The sequence below is a fragment of the Streptomyces sp. NPDC018000 genome, from assembly GCF_044328025.1.
GTDB lineage: Bacteria > Actinomycetota > Actinomycetes > Streptomycetales > Streptomycetaceae > Streptomyces.
The window spans coordinates 61,114-76,955 of record NZ_JBIRGM010000016.1 but is presented as its reverse complement, the minus strand read 5'-3'; the positions used below and the strand labels follow the sequence as shown (position 1 = coordinate 76,955).

At 68.7% G+C, this 15,842-nt stretch carries 15 protein-coding genes; 5 read left to right on the top strand and 10 right to left on the bottom strand.

The window, feature by feature from the left end:
* Positions 1-410: 410 nt before the first annotated feature.
* From ACH4EW_RS25795 to ACH4EW_RS25775, 5 genes are read right to left on the bottom strand one after another with little or no spacing between them, the layout of a single operon-like run.
* Complete coding sequence (locus ACH4EW_RS25795; RefSeq protein ID WP_398260723.1) at positions 411-3,209, bottom strand: hypothetical protein; 2,799 nt, start codon at positions 3,207-3,209, stop codon at positions 411-413.
* Complete coding sequence (locus ACH4EW_RS25790) at positions 3,206-4,318, bottom strand: AAA family ATPase (RefSeq protein WP_398260721.1); 1,113 nt, start codon at positions 4,316-4,318, stop codon at positions 3,206-3,208. Before ACH4EW_RS25790 ends, ACH4EW_RS25795 begins: the two co-directional genes overlap by 4 nt.
* A 12-nt stretch (positions 4,319-4,330) precedes the next feature.
* A complete protein-coding gene (locus tag ACH4EW_RS25785) occupies positions 4,331-5,788 on the bottom strand; it encodes a VWA domain-containing protein (protein WP_398260719.1) in 1,458 nt (485 codons plus the stop codon).
* A complete protein-coding gene (locus ACH4EW_RS25780; RefSeq protein WP_398260717.1) occupies positions 5,785-7,203 on the bottom strand; it encodes a hypothetical protein in 1,419 nt (472 codons plus the stop codon). The genes ACH4EW_RS25785 and ACH4EW_RS25780 overlap by 4 nt, the downstream gene beginning before the upstream one ends.
* A complete protein-coding gene (locus ACH4EW_RS25775; RefSeq protein WP_398260715.1) occupies positions 7,173-7,676 on the bottom strand; it encodes a hypothetical protein in 504 nt (167 codons plus the stop codon). The genes ACH4EW_RS25780 and ACH4EW_RS25775 overlap by 31 nt, the downstream gene beginning before the upstream one ends.
* A gap of 138 nt (positions 7,677-7,814) precedes the next feature.
* Between ACH4EW_RS25775 and ACH4EW_RS25770 the strand changes: the two genes are divergently transcribed.
* Positions 7,815-8,348 carry a transposase gene (locus ACH4EW_RS25770; RefSeq protein ID WP_398260761.1) on the top strand — a complete coding sequence of 178 codons (534 nt, stop codon included), beginning with the start codon at positions 7,815-7,817 and terminating at the stop codon, positions 8,346-8,348.
* 57 nt (positions 8,349-8,405) lie between these two features.
* Entirely contained in the window at positions 8,406-8,801 is a 396-nt protein-coding gene (locus ACH4EW_RS25765; RefSeq protein WP_398260713.1) for a hypothetical protein, read from the top strand.
* 115 nt (positions 8,802-8,916) lie between these two features.
* On the opposite strand, the gene ACH4EW_RS25760 is transcribed toward ACH4EW_RS25765, so the two are convergent.
* From ACH4EW_RS25760 to ACH4EW_RS25750, 3 genes are all read right to left on the bottom strand, one after another.
* Positions 8,917-9,150 carry a hypothetical protein gene (locus tag ACH4EW_RS25760; RefSeq protein WP_398260711.1) on the bottom strand — a complete coding sequence of 78 codons (234 nt, stop codon included), beginning with the start codon at positions 9,148-9,150 and terminating at the stop codon, positions 8,917-8,919.
* A 7-nt stretch (positions 9,151-9,157) separates the two neighbouring features.
* A complete protein-coding gene (locus ACH4EW_RS25755) occupies positions 9,158-9,835 on the bottom strand; it encodes a TNT domain-containing protein (RefSeq protein ID WP_398260709.1) in 678 nt (225 codons plus the stop codon).
* 549 nt (positions 9,836-10,384) lie between these two features.
* Positions 10,385-10,621, bottom strand: coding sequence for a hypothetical protein (locus tag ACH4EW_RS25750; RefSeq protein WP_398260707.1), 237 nt, complete (start codon positions 10,619-10,621; stop codon positions 10,385-10,387).
* Between the two features lie 646 nt (positions 10,622-11,267).
* Between ACH4EW_RS25750 and ACH4EW_RS25745 the strand changes: the two genes are divergently transcribed.
* Positions 11,268-11,474: a DUF5988 family protein gene (locus ACH4EW_RS25745; protein ID WP_398260705.1), complete on the top strand. Its 207-nt coding sequence runs from the start codon at positions 11,268-11,270 to the stop codon at positions 11,472-11,474.
* Positions 11,475-11,679: 205 nt separating this feature from the next.
* Here ACH4EW_RS25745 and ACH4EW_RS25740 read toward each other — a convergent pair whose 3' ends face one another.
* Both ACH4EW_RS25740 and ACH4EW_RS25735 read right to left on the bottom strand, forming a co-directional pair.
* Entirely contained in the window at positions 11,680-12,153 is a 474-nt protein-coding gene (locus ACH4EW_RS25740; protein ID WP_398260703.1) for a hypothetical protein, read from the bottom strand.
* Positions 12,154-12,524: 371 nt separating this feature from the next.
* Entirely contained in the window at positions 12,525-13,619 is a 1,095-nt protein-coding gene (locus ACH4EW_RS25735; RefSeq protein WP_398260701.1) for an RNA ligase family protein, read from the bottom strand.
* Positions 13,620-14,120: 501 nt separating this feature from the next.
* On the opposite strand from ACH4EW_RS25735, the gene ACH4EW_RS25730 reads away from it, so the two are divergent.
* Entirely contained in the window at positions 14,121-14,813 is a 693-nt protein-coding gene (locus ACH4EW_RS25730) for a peptidoglycan recognition protein (RefSeq protein WP_398260699.1), read from the top strand.
* A gap of 334 nt (positions 14,814-15,147) precedes the next feature.
* Positions 15,148-15,756, top strand: coding sequence for a GPP34 family phosphoprotein (locus tag ACH4EW_RS25725; RefSeq protein WP_398260697.1), 609 nt, complete (start codon positions 15,148-15,150; stop codon positions 15,754-15,756).
* The last annotated feature ends 86 nt before the right edge of the window (positions 15,757-15,842 follow it).

Here is a 15,842-nt window from a genome sequence, read left to right as displayed (position 1 = left end):
CTGGCCGGCCGAGGGTGCCCATGCCGATGGGTGAACAGTGAACGTGCCCGAATTGAGGGCCGATCCGGCGGAAGCCTAGCGCACGGCCCAACGCGTCGATGAGCCCATGTGCCGAGCAGCGGACGCCCACTGCACGCACCAGCTCCGGACGAGTTCCTTCGACCTCCGGGTGCGGTTGCACACCGCACCCCGCCACCCACCGCCGGATGACGATCTACCGGGCACGCCCCGAACCCCGAGCCCTGGCCGGCCGGGTGGGCGTAACGGCTTTCGCCGCCCCGCAGTTGATCGCGGACCCGGCCCGGCTGCGGCCGGACCCCGGGCCCGCTTGCCGGGGAGCGTCGGAGCGCCTGCGGCACCGGTCGCCGCCGACGGCAAATCAGCCTGCGTGGGCTGCCACTCCGCCGGCGTCATGCGCCGGCCAGCAGCACCTCCAGCGCCACAGCCGTATCCGGATGGCGACCGGCCAGTGCCGCGCCTGGCGGGCAGGGATCCGCCGTCCATGTCCCGTCGCAGCCCAGCAGGCTCGCCACCGCGTCGCACGCCGCGGGGTGGGCAACGAGCAGCGTGCAAGCGCGGCTGCCGTCCGCGCGCCGCGCCGGATGCACAGCTTCCGGCTCCGGCTGCGCCCGCCACGGCGGCACCCACTCGTCCAGCGCTGCGAGCCGGCCGGGGAAAATCCGCCCGGCTTCACGGATCAGCAGCGGGGCCAGCTCGGCCCCGCCCGATCGCAGGGTGGTGATCAGAGTCGGCAGCCACGGCAGGAGCACCGGGTCCGGCAACCTTCCGAACGCGTTCGACACTGCCTCGACAACAAAGTCGGCGAGGCCGGGGACGGGCTCCAGGGCGTGTACGAAGCCGCTGAGGTAGCGCGGATAGGCGGGCACCACCAAGGGGTTGCCGAGCAGTTCGTCGCACCTCGCCCGAAGATCCGCACGGGAGAGGCGCCCGAGCTGCACCTGAGCCGCCCACAGCAGCGCCGTCTTCGGCGGGTCCTGCGGATGCGACTGGGCGAGAGCCAGCTCCAGCTGGGTCCGGTCGCAGCCCAGCGACAGCGCCAGACTCTCCATGCTGAACAGGAAGCCCAGCATCGCCGCCACTTGGCGGACGGTGGCGTCGTCGTCGGTGAACGCCGTCGGCAACAGCGTGCAGTAGTGCGCGTATCCGGTCTTGACGAAGGACTCGATCCATGACGGGAGTACCGGCTCGCTGGTGCGGTAGTACGCCACCAGCCGCCGCACCCGGCGCAGCACGTCCGGTGCGCCGTCGACGCTGCGTTCGGCCGACAGTACCTCCAGGGCGCGTGTGCCCAGCTCGTCGGCGAGGCGGCGGCTGCCCAGGTACAGCGTCGCGTCCTCGACGGCTTCCAGAACGGTCGCCGCGGTGGCGTGCGGGCTGTACGCCGCGCGGCGCAGGCGCTGCTCCAGGACCTGCTCGATGCTGACGCCCTCGTAGCCGAGCTCGATGAGCGCACGCTGGTGGGTACCCAGCGCCAGATCCCACGACTCCTGGATCGGCCGCTCCCCCAGTCCTCGCTCTCCCATGATCGGCCGCGCGGCGCCCTGCGGCATCAGGCGGCGCAGCATCCACAGCAGGTCGGAACACCGCTCCAGTTCCGGCTGGGAGGCGATGTCCAGCAGCGCCCGTTGCACGCCGCGCTGCTGGAGCTTCAGGTTCAGGGGCGCGAGCCGGTCGTGCACGTCGCGGGCCAGGGGTGGCAGCGCGTCGTAGCCGACCTGGCCGACCCGATCTCCGCCCATCATGATCTCCACGAGGCGGCGCACGTCGCGCCGGCCGGGCACGGTGTCCTTCTCGATGCAGGTGACGGCCGCGTCCTGGAAGTCGTACGGCGTGGGCTTGGCCCGGTCACGCATCCCGGCCAGCAGGATCGACGTCTCGAAAACCGCGATGGCGTCGGCGGTGGAGGCGAGGTAGCCACCTCGGCGCGCGGCGCGCACGATCTCCACCGACCAGCTGAGCAGTTCCGTCTCGTCCAGCCGGTCCAGGACGGGCGGTTGCTGCAGGAAGCCGGTCAGCTTGTCCGAGGGCGGGGCGGCCGGTACGGGAGACGCCGCGGCTGCGGTCTTCTTGGCCTTCGCCTTCTTCGCACCCACCTGTCCTTCCAGGCGGTACGGCTCCACGCGCGTGCGCCTGACGTTCTTTGCCCAGACTGTCGCGGCGATCGACACCGAGCCGGCAGCAAGGCCGAACTGCGCCTCGATCGCCGCGTGGCTGGAAGGAATCAGGCCGTGCTGCCACTTGGTGGCACTGCGCGGGCTGATCTCGAAGGTGTCGGTGCCGTGGACACCGAACTCCTCGACACGGCCGGCCGCGTGGAAGGCGCCGCAGACATAGAGGCAGTCCGCAGGATCGGTGCCGGTCGCGGCCAGGTGCTCGCGCATCCTGGCCCACATGTAGCGCTCACGGTCCTCGTCCACGCGTACCCGGTGGCGGTCGCCGGGGGCCAGGCGCCGGAAGAGACTGCCGATCAGGAACATGACCTGGCGGTAGGTGTCGTGGTCGCTGTCGCCGAGTGGCAGTTCGACGTACTGGTGCCACCACTCCGACCAGTGCCGCACCCTGCCATGACGCAGCAGGTGTTCCTCCAGGTCTGCGAAGCGCGGACGCAGGTCGCCGATCTCCACGCCGACCGCGTCGCCGTGCAGCGCGGCCTGTTCCTCGGCGGGCGGTGACTCCGGATCGGCAGGCTCGGCGGAGTGCTCTTTGCGCGCGTCCCACTGGAAGACGTGGTCCGAGGAACGGTCGACGAGGACCAGTTCGACGCCCGGCGTGTCCAGTGCGTAGGCGATCGCCTGATACTCGGCCGAGGCCTCGGTGATCGGTGCGACCACGGACAGCGGAGACCACTCGGCCGGGAAGCCGTCGACCTCGGTCGCGAACGCCTGGACCGCCACCGGGAGCCTGCAGTTGCGCAGTTCGGTCAGCAGCGGTGCCATGTCCTCGCACAGCTCCAGGTACACGACCTTCGGCTGCTTCTCCCGAAGACGGCGTGCCATCGCGATCGCCGAGGCGGGCGAGTGGTGGCAGACGGGGAAGATCTCCAGTGGCTCGCGCACCGCGCGGTCGACGTCGTCGACGATTCCGAGGAAAATGCCCTCCAGGGCGTCGGGTCCGTCGGCGAACGCCGCGGCGGCCTCCTGCAACTGCGCGCGCAGTGCCTCGAAGGTCCCCTCGTGTGTGCTGCTCATGACAGGGTGGCGATCGCGTCGCGGCCGCCCTCCAGGAACTCCGGCCAGGATCCGCCCTCTTCCTTGCTGCGCGGCTCGACGACGCCGTGCAGGTACTTGTTGAGGATGGCCAGGTCCTCGGGCTCGCGCCGGGCCAGCGACCCGATGAGCGAGGAGGCGAGCGTGTGGGCGGTCAGGGCACGCTCGCCGAAAAAGTTGCTGTGCAGGACCGCGTCCTCGAGGACGCCGATCTGTTCGGCGGTGGACAGCGCCGACTCGAGCTTCTCGTCGTCGCTGCCGGCCGCGGCCGCGGTGGCGCGCAGATCGGCGAAGCTCTGCAGCAGCACGTCGAGCAGCGTCGGCGGCACGTCCAGCTCGATCCGGTGGCGGCGCAGCAGTTCCTCGGTGCGGAAGCGGACGATCTCCGCCTCGCTCTTCTTGTTCGTCATCACCGGGATGCGGACGAAGTTGAAGCGCCGCTTGAGCGCTGAGGACAGGTCGTTGACGCCCCGGTCGCGGCTGTTGGCGGTGGCGATGATCGAGAAGCCGGGCTTGGCGAAGACGATGTTGTCGCTGTCCAGTTCGGGAACCGAGATGTACTTCTCGGACAGGATCGAGATCAGCGCGTCCTGGACATCGCTGGTGGAGCGGGTGAGTTCCTCGAAACGGCCGATCGCGCCGGCTTCCATCGCGGTCATGATCGGTGAGGGGATCATCGACTCCCGCGACTGGCCCTTGGCGATGACCATGGAAACGTTCCAGGAGTACTTGATGTGGTCCTCGGTGGTACCGGCCGTGCCCTGCACGACCAGCGTGGAGTTGCGGCAGATAGCGGCGGACAGCAGCTCGGCCAGCCAGCTCTTGCCGGTGCCGGGGTCGCCGATGAGCAGCAGGCCGCGGTCGGAGGCCAGGGTGACGATGGAGCGCTCGACGAAACTGCGGTCGCCGAACCACTTCTGCGAAATCTCCCGGTCCAGGCCGTCGGAGCGCTCGGATCCCAGAATGAACAGGCAGACCATCTTCGGGGACAGGCGCCAGGAGAAGGGCTTGGGGTTGTCGTCGATGGACTCCAGCCAGTCGAGTTCCTCGGCGTACTTGATCTCGGCAGGGGCGCGCAACAGGTCTGACATGACAGGGCCTTTCTAAGCGAGGAACATCTTGAGTTCGTGGACAAGCTTGCGGATGTGGCCGGAGAGCACCGGTGTGCCGAGGGCCTTGAAACGTTCACGGAACCAGGGGTTGACCTCCTGGCGGCCGGAGCTGGTGACCGAACCGACGGGGATGAACTTCACCCCGGACCGGTGGACGGCCTCGATGCCCTCGAACAGCGGCTGGGAGCGGTCGAACTCGTAGAAGTCCGAGATCCACACCATCACAGTGTCTTTGGGGCCGGTGATCTTCGGACGGGCCATGGCCATCGCGACGGGGCCGTCGTTGCCGCCACCGAGGTTGGTGCGTAGCAGGGCCTCGAACGGGTCGTTCACCCAGGGCGTCAGGTCGATGGCACGCGTGTCGTACGCGATCAGGTGGACGTCCACCTTCGGCAGCCCGGCGAAGATCGACGCCAGGATGGTGCAGTTCACCATCGAGTCGACCATCGAGCCCGACTGGTCCACGACGACGATCAGCCGCTGGGGCGTCGTCCTGCGGGTGGTGTGCCGGTAGTAGAGGCGGTCGACGTACAGCCGCTCCTCTTCCGTGCTCCAGTTGGTGAGGTTCTTCCAGATCGTGCGTTCGAGGTCGAGGTTGCGGAACACCCGCTTCGGCGGGACGGAGTGGTCCAGGGCGCCTACCGTGGCTTTTTCCACCTGGGTGCGCAGCACTTCGGCGACCTCGTCGACGAATCGGCGGATCAGGGCCTTGGCGTTGGCCAGGGCCACGCCCGAGAGGTTGTTCTTGTCCCGCAGCAGTTGTTCGATCAGCGACATACTCGGGGTCAGCTGAGCGGCAAGCTTGGGGTCGGCCAGTACCTCGCGCAGGTGCATGCGCTTGACGAGGTCGGCCTCGATGGCGCCGAGTTCCGGGCCGATCGCCGGAATCAGCCTGCTGAGATCGGGCGTCGTGCCCGGCTTGCCGGTGCCGGTCGGGCTGAGGCCCGGTCCTGCGGTCCCTCCCCCGGCCCCACGGCCGGCGCGGGCACCGCGCAGCTCGCCGGGCCTGCAGCCCAGCGCACGCTCCAGCCAGCCCGCGTCGGACTGCCAGCGCGCCAGTTGTCCGGCGGTGACCGTGCCGGTGCCGGAGGCGAAGACGTTGAGCAGCACCTTCGACACCAGCGCCGCGCGGCGCACTTCGCCGGCCCGGTCGCATGTACCGTCGTCGTCGGGCTCGGGCGCCATCAGGCCGTCGAGCTCGGCGGCCAGCTCCGGGTGGCGCTGCACGATCGAGTCGACGGAGGCCTGCGGGTCCAGCAGTGCGGACGGCAGGCCGATGTCCTCCACGACGGCGAGGCTCGCCGATTCCAGCGTGGCCTGCTCTTCGTGGTCGAAGAGGCGGGCGAGGAGCCGCCAGTACAGGACCTGACGACGGCTGTCGTGCGGGTCGCCCCCGGGATTCTGTGGGGTCGCGTGTTCGGCCGATTGTTCGGTCGTTTGCTCCGTCATTTCCGCAACAGCCTCCCCGCGCGCTCCCGCAGCACAGCCACGGCGTCGGTGGCGGCTTTCTCGGCCTTGACGCCGGCCTTATCGGTCGTGCCCCCGGCCCATCCCCCGGCGTGGATCGCGACGGCCTTCTTCCGTACGGTCGTCTCGACGGCCAGGGGCTGGACGCGAAATGTCCCGGCGTCCCAGCGGAGCAGCCCGATGCACGCGCCGGACGCGGCGACGGCGTCGGGGGTGAGCGGTCCGGCGGTCGGAATGCGGTCGGTGTCGACAGCGAGAGAGTGTCCGGCGACGGTGAACGTCAGTACGTCGTCGTCATTCTGGGCGGCGTAGCCCTCCAGGAACACGGGTACGGCGATGCGCGTCGGGTGCCGGTCCAGGGGTGCGGTCGCCGCGTCGGTGGCAGTGGGCAGGGCGACGCGGGCAGTAGCGAAGGCGTCGGCCGGTTCGCTCGGGCGTGCGTGCTCGTCGCTCCAGACCAGGTCGCCCTCGGCGGTGACCGGCATGCCGGCCAGGTCCATGGAGCGGCCCTCGCTGACGGCCGCCAGCAGCGACATGTGCGGGCGGAGCAGCTGCCAGACGCCGGCTCCGACGACCGTGTCGGGCTTCGGCAGCGACACGGCGGCACGCACCAGGCGGGGAGCGGCACCGTCCGCGGGCTCGAACACCGCGTGGACCTGGGCCTGTGCGGCGGTCGCGTGTTCCTGCACGTCGACGCCGAGGGGCAGCAGGCGGCCGGTGGCCGTACCGGTCACGGGCACGTCGGCCGCACCGGGCAGCGTCAGCAGCATCGCACGCGACCACAGGTCGGCCCAGCGGCGTGCCGGGATGCGCTCCAGGGCAGCGCCCGGGCAGGATGCGGCGAGTTCGGCGGAGAAGCCGTCGAGGAGCGTTGCCAGGCGGCGCAGGGCCGGGTCCGGGAGCATGGCGGAGACGACTTGCGCCGACCCGGAGACCACGTCGTGGTCGATGCCCTGCCACCCGGAGCGTGCCAGATCCGACAGCCAGGAGCGGGCGGCGGCGAGCAGGTTCGCCGCTTGCTGCCCACCGGACGCCGGGACGGCCTCCTCGCTGCGGGACCGGCCGGTCGCCTCCTCGACTCGGGTCATCAGTGCGTCGTGGACAGAGCCGAGCAGTGCAGTACGGGCAGCGGCGAGGGCGACGAAGTGGTCTTCGTTCGCGGCTCCGTCCGCCGCCTTCTCGGCTGCCTTGGCGACCCTGTCGGCCAGCGGCGTCCCCGCGACGGCGCGGGCGAGTTCTGTCAGGCCGGCGGCCTGGGCCGGTTGGGGACGGAGCAGGCCGGCGACGAGAGCCCGGTCAAAGGCGTCGACGGCCGTCAGGGCTTCATCGAGCCCGGCGATGGTTTCGCTGAGCAGGTCGACGCGCATCACGCCACCGCCCTGGTCGGTGGGAACCACTGCATCTCCGGCAACGGTGTGGTGGTCGGGGCAAGTTCCAGGTAGGCCAGGTGACGCAGGAACCGGCTGAAGACCGGCGCGGCAGCCTTGGTGTCCCCCTGTGATGGACGAGTGCTGCTCATGTCGGCGGCGATGGTCTGCGCGTTGGGCTCCCCGTCCACGATCTCGACCCTCAGGTAGCGGGCGACCCGCTCGGCGCCGTACTGCAGACCCGCCTCATTGATCAGGGCTCGGATGTGATTGCAGAACGAGCCCCGTGCACCGCCGCAGGGCCGGTTGTTGTTGGTGCTGCAAGCGAACGCGTAAGTACCGGCCGCAACCGACGAGACATAGACCCGCTCGATGTCCGAGCCGCTGGACACCACGCCCTGCAAGCGTCCGTCGGCCAGCTCGACGAACGGGACCTTGGCAAGCTTGCGCGGCCGTGCGGGTGCTATCACCCGTGCCGTGCTCGACCTCTCCCAGTCTGACAACGCGCCATCTCCTATGCACCATGGAACTTCCGCACCGCAGCGGCGGGACACGACTGAACATACTTGCGACCACTGACATTGATACGCGTAGCGGGTTCCGGTGGTCGTGGCTCAGGGTCTGACTGACGTCCTGCTGGGCTGTCCTGCGACTGTTCTGTCCGCGCTGCCCACGGCGTCGGCCCCGACACCGCCGCCCAACTCCTGGTCACAGCCGGAGGAAACCCCGACCGCCTGCGCACCGAAGCATGCTTCGCGGCCCTGCGCGGTCCCGTGCCCGACTCCAGCGGCAGGACCAACCGCCACCGCCTCCCGCGGCGGAGGCCTCGGAGCCGACGCCGCCCTCTACCTCATCGCCCTCTACCGCACGCCCAGCGACGCCCGCACCCGCGACTACGTCACCCGGCAGACCGCCGCCGGACGCACGAAGAAGGAGATCATCCGCCTGCTCCCGCGGGCGATCGCCCGGGGGATCTTCCGCTACCTCACCACACCGGCCACGGTCCCCGACGTCTCCGACCTGCGGCCGGCACGCCGGGCCAAGAACTTCACCCTCACCACCGTCGCCGAGCACTTCGGCGACGGTGGCCGGCGGTGATCTCCTGCATCGAACGCGGCACACGCCGCGACGACGACCTCGCAGGCGCCTACCGGGACTGGCTCACCGCCGCTTGATCTCGCCGACCAGACGACTCCTCGATCCTGAGACGTGGCGTCATGGATGATGAGGCGATGTTCGTACGCACGGAGAGCCTGCCGCATACCCCGCAGCACCACATGACGGTTCGGGTTCACACCCCCATCGGGTCCGCCGTGGTGCTCTGGGGCGGTGCTCCACGAGAAGCCGATGGCCGACACCTCGCTGAATGGACCGTCGACGAGGACATCCACTGGGGCCAGAACGCCCGTTCGACCTTTTCCGTCGAGCCCGAACTCCGCCAGGAAGGCGACCGGGTGATCATGCGTGGTCTCCTCCACCTGACCGACGACGGCGCCGCCTATCTCCAGATGGGCCACTGGCCCGTACTGCTCGATCTGGCATCACCAATTCCCAGCAGCCTGGACGAATCCTGGGTAGAGATCAGCGTCGGATCGGAGAGCGTCGCCCTGTATCCCTACCAAACCTGACCTGGCCACCTTCAGGTTCTGGGCACTCCTTGACTGCCAATAGGAGCATCAACGCCGATCCCGGACGCACCGACCACAACTGGATACACGCGCCGCCCGGGGCGAACACACTCCTTCAGAGGAGCAGGTGGAGCAGATGCGCGCAGGCGACCTGTTCGCTGGGGTGGCGGGCGATGACTTCGTACGTACCCCGTTCGTACACACCGGTCTCCCACACCCCGTCGGACGCCTGCCGCAAGAACAGAAAGTCCGTGGGGGTGGGGACCGGTTCATGAACGCCCTCGATGCGGTAGCAGCTGTCGGCTACTCCTGCCTCGTTCAGCGCCGCGTGCAGTTCCTGGCGTTCCACGCTGAAGCTACGCGCCGGTGGACGTGAGGTAGTTGTGCTCCAGCAGCCATTTGACGTTCAGCCGCTGTCCCTGGCCCGGGTCGACGAAGACCGCGTCGAGCTTGATCTGCTGGCCGCCCCCCGGCTGCTCGAACCACGGGGCGATACTGCCCTGCCACACCCAGAACGGCTTGGTCACCTTGTAAAAACGGTAGTCGCAAGCGATCGCCGCTTCACGGGTGTTGAGGTTCTGCGGTGGCAGCGCGCGCTCTGCGTACGTGTCACCAGCGGGCGCCAGGTAGCTGCCGTATTCAGAACCGAAGCGGTCCAGACGCTGGCCCGGGCGCAGCTTGGTCGGTTCCTTGTCGATCTGGCCGTTGACCTGACCGAAGCCGTCGTTGGGCGGATACTTCCAGCCGCCGGAGTCGGCGGGACCTTCCCAGTACTTCTTGAGGAATGCCTGCGGGGACAGGGCTCCGGTGCGCTTGTACCCGTTCAGAAGCGGGCCTACGGGGGCCAGTCGCCTGTTCGGAAGCCACTTGGGGCCCAGCCGGGCATCGCCGCGGAACTCACCTGTACAGGGCTCGTGCCGGGCTTCGGATGCAGGCGTCCGGTCCCCCGGTTTCGCCGATGCGCTCGCGGCAGGGGCCGTGACCAGCCCAGCAGTAATGCCGAGCACAGCAAGTACGTTACGCATGCGGTTCATTCAGGAGTCCCCTCGTATGCTGACGATCAATCACGAGCTGACAAAGAGTAGCCTTTCACTTACTCAGAGCGTCGCCGTTACGCCGTTTTTCTGGACGCCAACACGGCATCCCGGCCTGGTTCTGTTCGAGGCATGCCTGATAAAGCGGCTTCTGATGCGTCTGTGCGCGCCAAGAGATTTTCCCCGACGGCGAAGGAGCTTGAAGAGCACAACGGCCACGAGTGCGGTCCGGCACTCCTGCAGGGCGATGCATCAGCCCGGGGACTCCACCACTCGTGACCGGATCACCATGGCCGCCGGCCACGTCGTCACGGCCATGTGACACCCGGCCCGCGCATGGCAACTGCCTAAGGGCTGTCCCGTAATCCCTGGTGGGCGCACGACGACAGCCGCTTCCCCAAGCTCTCGACTGCGCTCGAGCAGGGGAGGCCCCATCCTCGCCGCGTTGTCGGAACGCCCGAATACATCCAGTATTCGGGCGTCCCTCCGCCTTGCGATGCACCACACCTGACGCCGCGCGCTGATCCACCACGGATTACGGGACAGCCCTCAGTGCAGCGTCCAGGTGAACTTGCCGCCGCCCACCCACCGGACCACGTCCGGGTCGTCGAGGTCGTGGACCGTGATGCCTGCGGCCGCGGCGGTGGAGAGCACGTCCGTCATCGATGTTGCCGCACTGACGACCTCCCCGTCGATCTCCACAAGGCGGAAGGGCGGATCGCCTGGCTGTACTTTCAGCACGGTGATCCGAGGCGTCGAGATACGAGGGCTCACACTTTCGGTCATGCATGGATCGGTTCCACGCCACGGTCGGCAGTATGCCCGGCGGCAGGATAGGTAACGCGACTTCACATGACATCACCCCGGCGGCCGAGCCGGCTGCCTGTCGGAGGGCGGCTCCGCCGGAGTCCAGGCACCCGCTGCGTCAGCAACCACACAGACGACTGACAGGTCGTACGAACGATCCCACCTGCCCCTCCAGTCCCCGGTGAACACTCGACAGTCGGCGCCTGCCCGGCGTTGGCCCGCGTGTTACCGAGGGCCCCCGCGCACCGCAGCACGGCTTCATTGATCACCTGACCGGACGCGGGCACGGGGAGCCCGGTGCGGCCACCGCCTTAGCCCGGCGCTCCGAGCAGCCCGGAATCGAGGTTGCCTGCCGCGATCATGCGAAGTAACGGGGCGGCGCGGAAGCGTCGAACCGGGCGAGGGACATCCGATCCAGGAGATCTCCGGCGCAAAGCGCGTACCACAGCTTCACAAGCTCCGCGGGGTTCGGCTCATGGGTCTCCGCGCCTTCTTGGGCACGTGTCCTGCATCGAGTGATGTCCACAATCACGGGCGCGCTGCCGGGATGCCGGCAGGACACACGGCGGCGAGCCCTTCGGCGCGTCATGGCGAAGCCGGACCAGCCTCAGGGGAAACTTCCGCCATGACCAACACAATGAAAGCAGTCCTTGAGGGCGGCCCCGACGATCTCCCTGAGCGCATCGTTTCCATCACAACGCCGGGGCTCGACCTCAAGATCCCGTTCCGTGGTGGATACGAGCACTTCAAGATGACGACACGTCACCAGAACACAACCGAGGGGAACTTGCCTGTCTACGAATGGTGGGAGCGCACGGAAGTCCCAGGGTGAGGGTTGTCCCGTACGCGCCATCGAGTGGGACCGTACCGCACGGGAGGATGCAGCGAGGCCGGTTCGGGCTTCGGCTCCGCGGGTCACGTAACGTCAGTCGTTCTGTCACGGGGAGTCGGCTGTTTCTGCGGGAGCAGCGAACGATGCGGGAGTAAGCAGGGCCCGGACGACTGGCCCGGGCCCTTGTCGTATATGGGAATGTCGCTCAGTCCCCGGTGTTGGTGGCCCAAACTGGCCGGTTGGCGCTGTTGTAGACGACGACGTTTCCGTCGTCCTGGACAGCGAGGTATCGACCCTTGTGCCAGGTTCCGGCGGCCCAGATGGCCTGGCCGGCCCTGTTGTAGATCACGAAGTTGCCGTCCTCCTGCATGACGAGGTGGTCGGCGTTGGGGTAGACGTTCGGGGCCTGCCAGGCGGGACGGTTGTCCTTGTAGACGACGACGTTGCCGTCGCTCTGAACACGCAGGATGGTGCGGCCGTTGCCGGAGGTCCATGCCTGGTTCTTGCCGAGGGTGGCACGGGGGTAGAAGTGGGAGTCGCTCCGCAGGGCCTCTCGGGGCTGCGTGCTCTGGACGGTACGGCTGCTCTCCACGGCGTCAGCGGCAGGAACGGCGGCCAGGACGGGCAGGGCTGCGAGGGTGAGCGCGGGGAGGCCGCGCCACACGAGGTTCTTGATCACAACCTCGGATTTACGCAGTCTGCGCGCGTCTGCGACAGACCCGTAGCCATGAACTCACCCGTACGGTCCAGCGATTTCATCGCCGAAACGACACTGCTTACGCCGACTGCGTCACCGACGCCCTCGAACGTGCTTGGGACCGCCCCGGGCTCGGCGGCCATACGCCCTGCGTCGTGCTGCCCCCGCCCACTTCGTCCTCGGCCCCCGCCCGGACGTCCTCACCGACCGGCGGATGAACCGGCTGCGCCCCGTCGACCACACCGATCCATGACGCCGCCGCTGCCATGCAGGAGCGCCGTGCCCATGGGCTTCGGCTACGTGCCCGTACCCCGTCGACCGCGGCATGCCGAAGAAGTCAGCGATCTGCTGGATCACTGGCGGGGGTGCCCGCCCGTGCGGCGGTCGGCGGCGTCGAACAGGGCGAGGGCATGCGCGCCCGGGCGCAGAGCCCGTTCCAGAGCTTGGGCGGGCGCGTCCTCCAGGCCCCCGACAGCTGAGGCGATCTCGTCCGTGGCGTCGTGGGCAATCTCGGCGGCCACCGCGGCTGCGGGGGTGGAGGGGCCGAGTTTGCTGACCGCCGCGGCGGCGCGGGCGGGGGTGAGCAGGGCCGTGGCTTCGACCAGGAGCCAGGCAGGCACGCCGGTCGCGCCGCGTGGCGGCGGCAGGTAGGGCCGTGCGCCGTTGTAGCGCGCGTCCTCGGCGAATGCGGGGTGCTTCACCTTGGCGACTGGGCGGCCTTCGATGTTTGGGACGTCGGTCTCGTGCCATTCCCCGGCCGGCTTGAGAACGTAGCCTTCGGCGAGGTTGTCGTCCAGTTCGGGCAGTCCGAGGGTTGCGGGGACCTTGGTGCGGAACCCGCTCGGCAACTGTTGCAGCGTGTTCAGCGGGCCGTGCGCGAGTGCGGGCACGCAGGTGAGCCCAGCGGTGGCGGCAGCCTGGCGGAGGGAACGGTTGGATATCCAGCAGCGGCCGCCCGGGGTGGCGACTTGAGCGTCGAAGAGCAGCCAGTGCAGGCCCGGTGCGTACCACACGCCGGTCTGCACCGGCTCGGCTCCGGGCTCGATGGGGACGTCCGGGTGTGGGTAGCGGCCGCCGGCCAGTTCGCCGTAAACGGTCACCACCGCGTCGTCGCTGCAAGTCTCGTCGCTTGCGCTTGTTCCGCCGCTGGGTTCGCCACCTGTCGCGCCCCGGCTCGTGCGCAGTGTCGCGGCGAAGCGGGCCACTGCCACGGCCAGCCCGGGCCAGATCCTGCTGACGCCGAAGAAACCGTCGAGCAGTTCGTCGCCCAGCAGCTCACGCCTTTTGGCCGGGCGGGCTCCGTTGCGGTCGCAGACGACGGCGAAGTGCGCTCCGTGGACCTTCTCGGTGGCGAGCCATTCCCGGACTGCGAAGCCGCCGAGCCGTCCGCTCGCGGGGATCTTGGGATAGGGCAGCAGGGCGGGGCCCTGGGGCGTGATGCGGGACACCACGGGATCATCCGCCGTGCCCCCGGCGGCGAGCAACGGCATTTTGCTGCCTGCCTGGGGCGGGCGGACCGTGGGGCGGCGCCTTGGGCGCGGTGGCCAGGAGGCGCACGCGTACCACGACTCGTCATCGCACACCCATCCCCTGATAGGGGAAGGGCTCACCCGCACACCTCCTGGCGGCAGTCGGCAGGAGTGCCGCCGCGCTCGCCTGTCTGCAGTATCCCCGGGCGCGCAGCGAACCTCCCACCGCAAAGCTATGGACGTACGCGCTCCTGCCGTCCCCTCGGCTGAAGACAAAGAAGGTTTTCCGTGCGTCTGTACCGACTAGCGCTGTGGGTCACGGCTCCTGTGGCAGTTTCTCTCATGGCGGCGCCGCCTGGAGTGACGACGGCCGCTGCCGTCGGCGACACGACACCGGAAGGCCCCCTTTCTGCATGGCGGGCCGGAGCAGTTCCGGAGTCGGTTGTCGATTCTGCACTGCCGTTCCCGGCCCTCGGAGCGATGTCAGTGGCATTCCCACGTGCGGCGCGTCGGCCCACCATCGTGTTGCGTACGCAGTGGCGGGCCGACGAGACCAAGCGCGACCCATATGCCCACTACGCGCGAGGAGTGACGGCGATCTTCATCCATCACACCGACACCCCCAACGGCTACGACTGCGCCGATGTCCCGCGTACCCTGCGCAATCTGTATACCGGCCAGACCCGTGACAATAAATGGGGGGACCTCGGCTACAACTTCCTCGTCGACAAATGCGGCACCGTCTACGAAGGGCGCGCCGGCGGTGCCGACCGCCCCGTCGTCGGCTCCCACACCCTCGGGTTCAACCAGGGCACCACGGGGATTGCAGCGATCGGCACCTTCGGACGAGGCACGCACGTACCGGCAGCCATGGAACATGCGATCGCAGCCCTCGCCGCCTGGAAGCTCGGCTTGCGCGGCATCGACCCCACCAGCAAGGTGCTGCTCACGTCCACGAACGACAAGAGCCGCTACGCGAAGGGAACTTCGGCAGATTTCGACGCCATCTCCGGCCATCGCGACGGCTATGCCACCAACTGCCCCGGAGAGGCACTGTTCGCACGACTCCCCGCGATCCGGGAGATCGCTGCCAGCCTCCAGGGCAGGTCCCCACGAGCACCCACCGGTGCCGCCCGAGCTGCAAGCTTGCGGAGCCTCCAGCAGAGCCATTGACGGTCCATCAGGACGCGGTACACCTGGGGGCGCGGACGCCGGCCCTGCCCGCTCACACTGATACTCACCCCCGTCTCTCCGTCAACCGCCTGCAACCGCAGCTGCCGCCAGCGCAATCAGCGCGGGATGCAGCTGCCGTCAGTGCTCCGTAAGCTGGTGGACAGCGTCGGGCCGGCCGGACATTCACGCCCACCGGCTACACGAAGCACATTCGTGCAGCGATCGCGGCCGCCACCGATATCGACAGCTGATCTCGCCACTCGGCTTCACGCCGGGCGCCGGATCAGCTGCTCAGCGACGCATCACTCCTGATGCCCTTGACGTGGAGCCATTCATGACCACACCGCGGGACCTGTTGATCGCCGCCATGGACATGGCGGCCAGTCGCCCTCTGAAGCGAGGCGATCTGTCGCTTGCGCTCGCCGGAGCCGAGGTGATCGACCTCCTGGGTGCCCAAGCCATCAGACTGGACGGCGGTCAGATCGTGCCGAGCCTCCCGCCGGCAATAGCTGATCGCCTGTTGGATGAGGCCGCGTCGTCGCTCGTCCGACAAGCGCCGTACGAGTCGCTCGAAGACTGGCTGTGGCGCAGAGGCCGCGGCCTGTCGACGGCCTACCTGAACGCCCTTGAGGCGGAAGGACAGCTCGCTCGGCGACGCCGCCCCCGCTGGATGCCTTCCCGGGCCAGTGAGATGGTGTTGGTCGATTCACCCGCTCGCCGCGAGGCGGCTGACCGCTGGACATCGGATGAGCCCATCCTCGCCGCCCTTGCAGCGGCCGTCGGAATCCGCGGCAAGCCAATCGGCAACTCCCCCGACGTTGCCGACGACGCGGTGGCGACGGTGCTCGCCGCCGTTGATGACGCGTTGAGGGATCTGGAGTTCCAACGGCAACGGCGAGCCCTCGACCAGGCGGCCTTCGACAACATCTGGCGAGGCGAATGACGATGGCTTGGCAGGTGAGTGGGTTGCCGGACATCTGGCCGGGTGCAGGTATCCGGGGCCGGGTGTCCCGGATACCTGCACCCGGC

Coding starts and splice junctions, on each gene's coding strand:
- ACH4EW_RS25795 (WP_398260723.1), bottom strand. CDS start 3,209: ATGAGCAGCACACACGAGGGGACCTTCGAGGCACTGCGCGCGCAGTTG.
- ACH4EW_RS25790 (WP_398260721.1), bottom strand. CDS start 4,318: ATGTCAGACCTGTTGCGCGCCCCTGCCGAGATCAAGTACGCCGAGGAA.
- ACH4EW_RS25785 (WP_398260719.1), bottom strand. CDS start 5,788: ATGACGGAGCAAACGACCGAACAATCGGCCGAACACGCGACCCCACAG.
- ACH4EW_RS25765 (WP_398260713.1), top strand. CDS start 8,406: ATGTTCGTACGCACGGAGAGCCTGCCGCATACCCCGCAGCACCACATG.
- ACH4EW_RS25755 (WP_398260709.1), bottom strand. CDS start 9,835: ATGAACCGCATGCGTAACGTACTTGCTGTGCTCGGCATTACTGCTGGG.
- ACH4EW_RS25750 (WP_398260707.1), bottom strand. CDS start 10,621: ATGACCGAAAGTGTGAGCCCTCGTATCTCGACGCCTCGGATCACCGTG.
- ACH4EW_RS25745 (WP_398260705.1), top strand. CDS start 11,268: ATGACCAACACAATGAAAGCAGTCCTTGAGGGCGGCCCCGACGATCTC.
- ACH4EW_RS25730 (WP_398260699.1), top strand. CDS start 14,121: ATGTCAGTGGCATTCCCACGTGCGGCGCGTCGGCCCACCATCGTGTTG.
- ACH4EW_RS25725 (WP_398260697.1), top strand. CDS start 15,148: ATGACCACACCGCGGGACCTGTTGATCGCCGCCATGGACATGGCGGCC.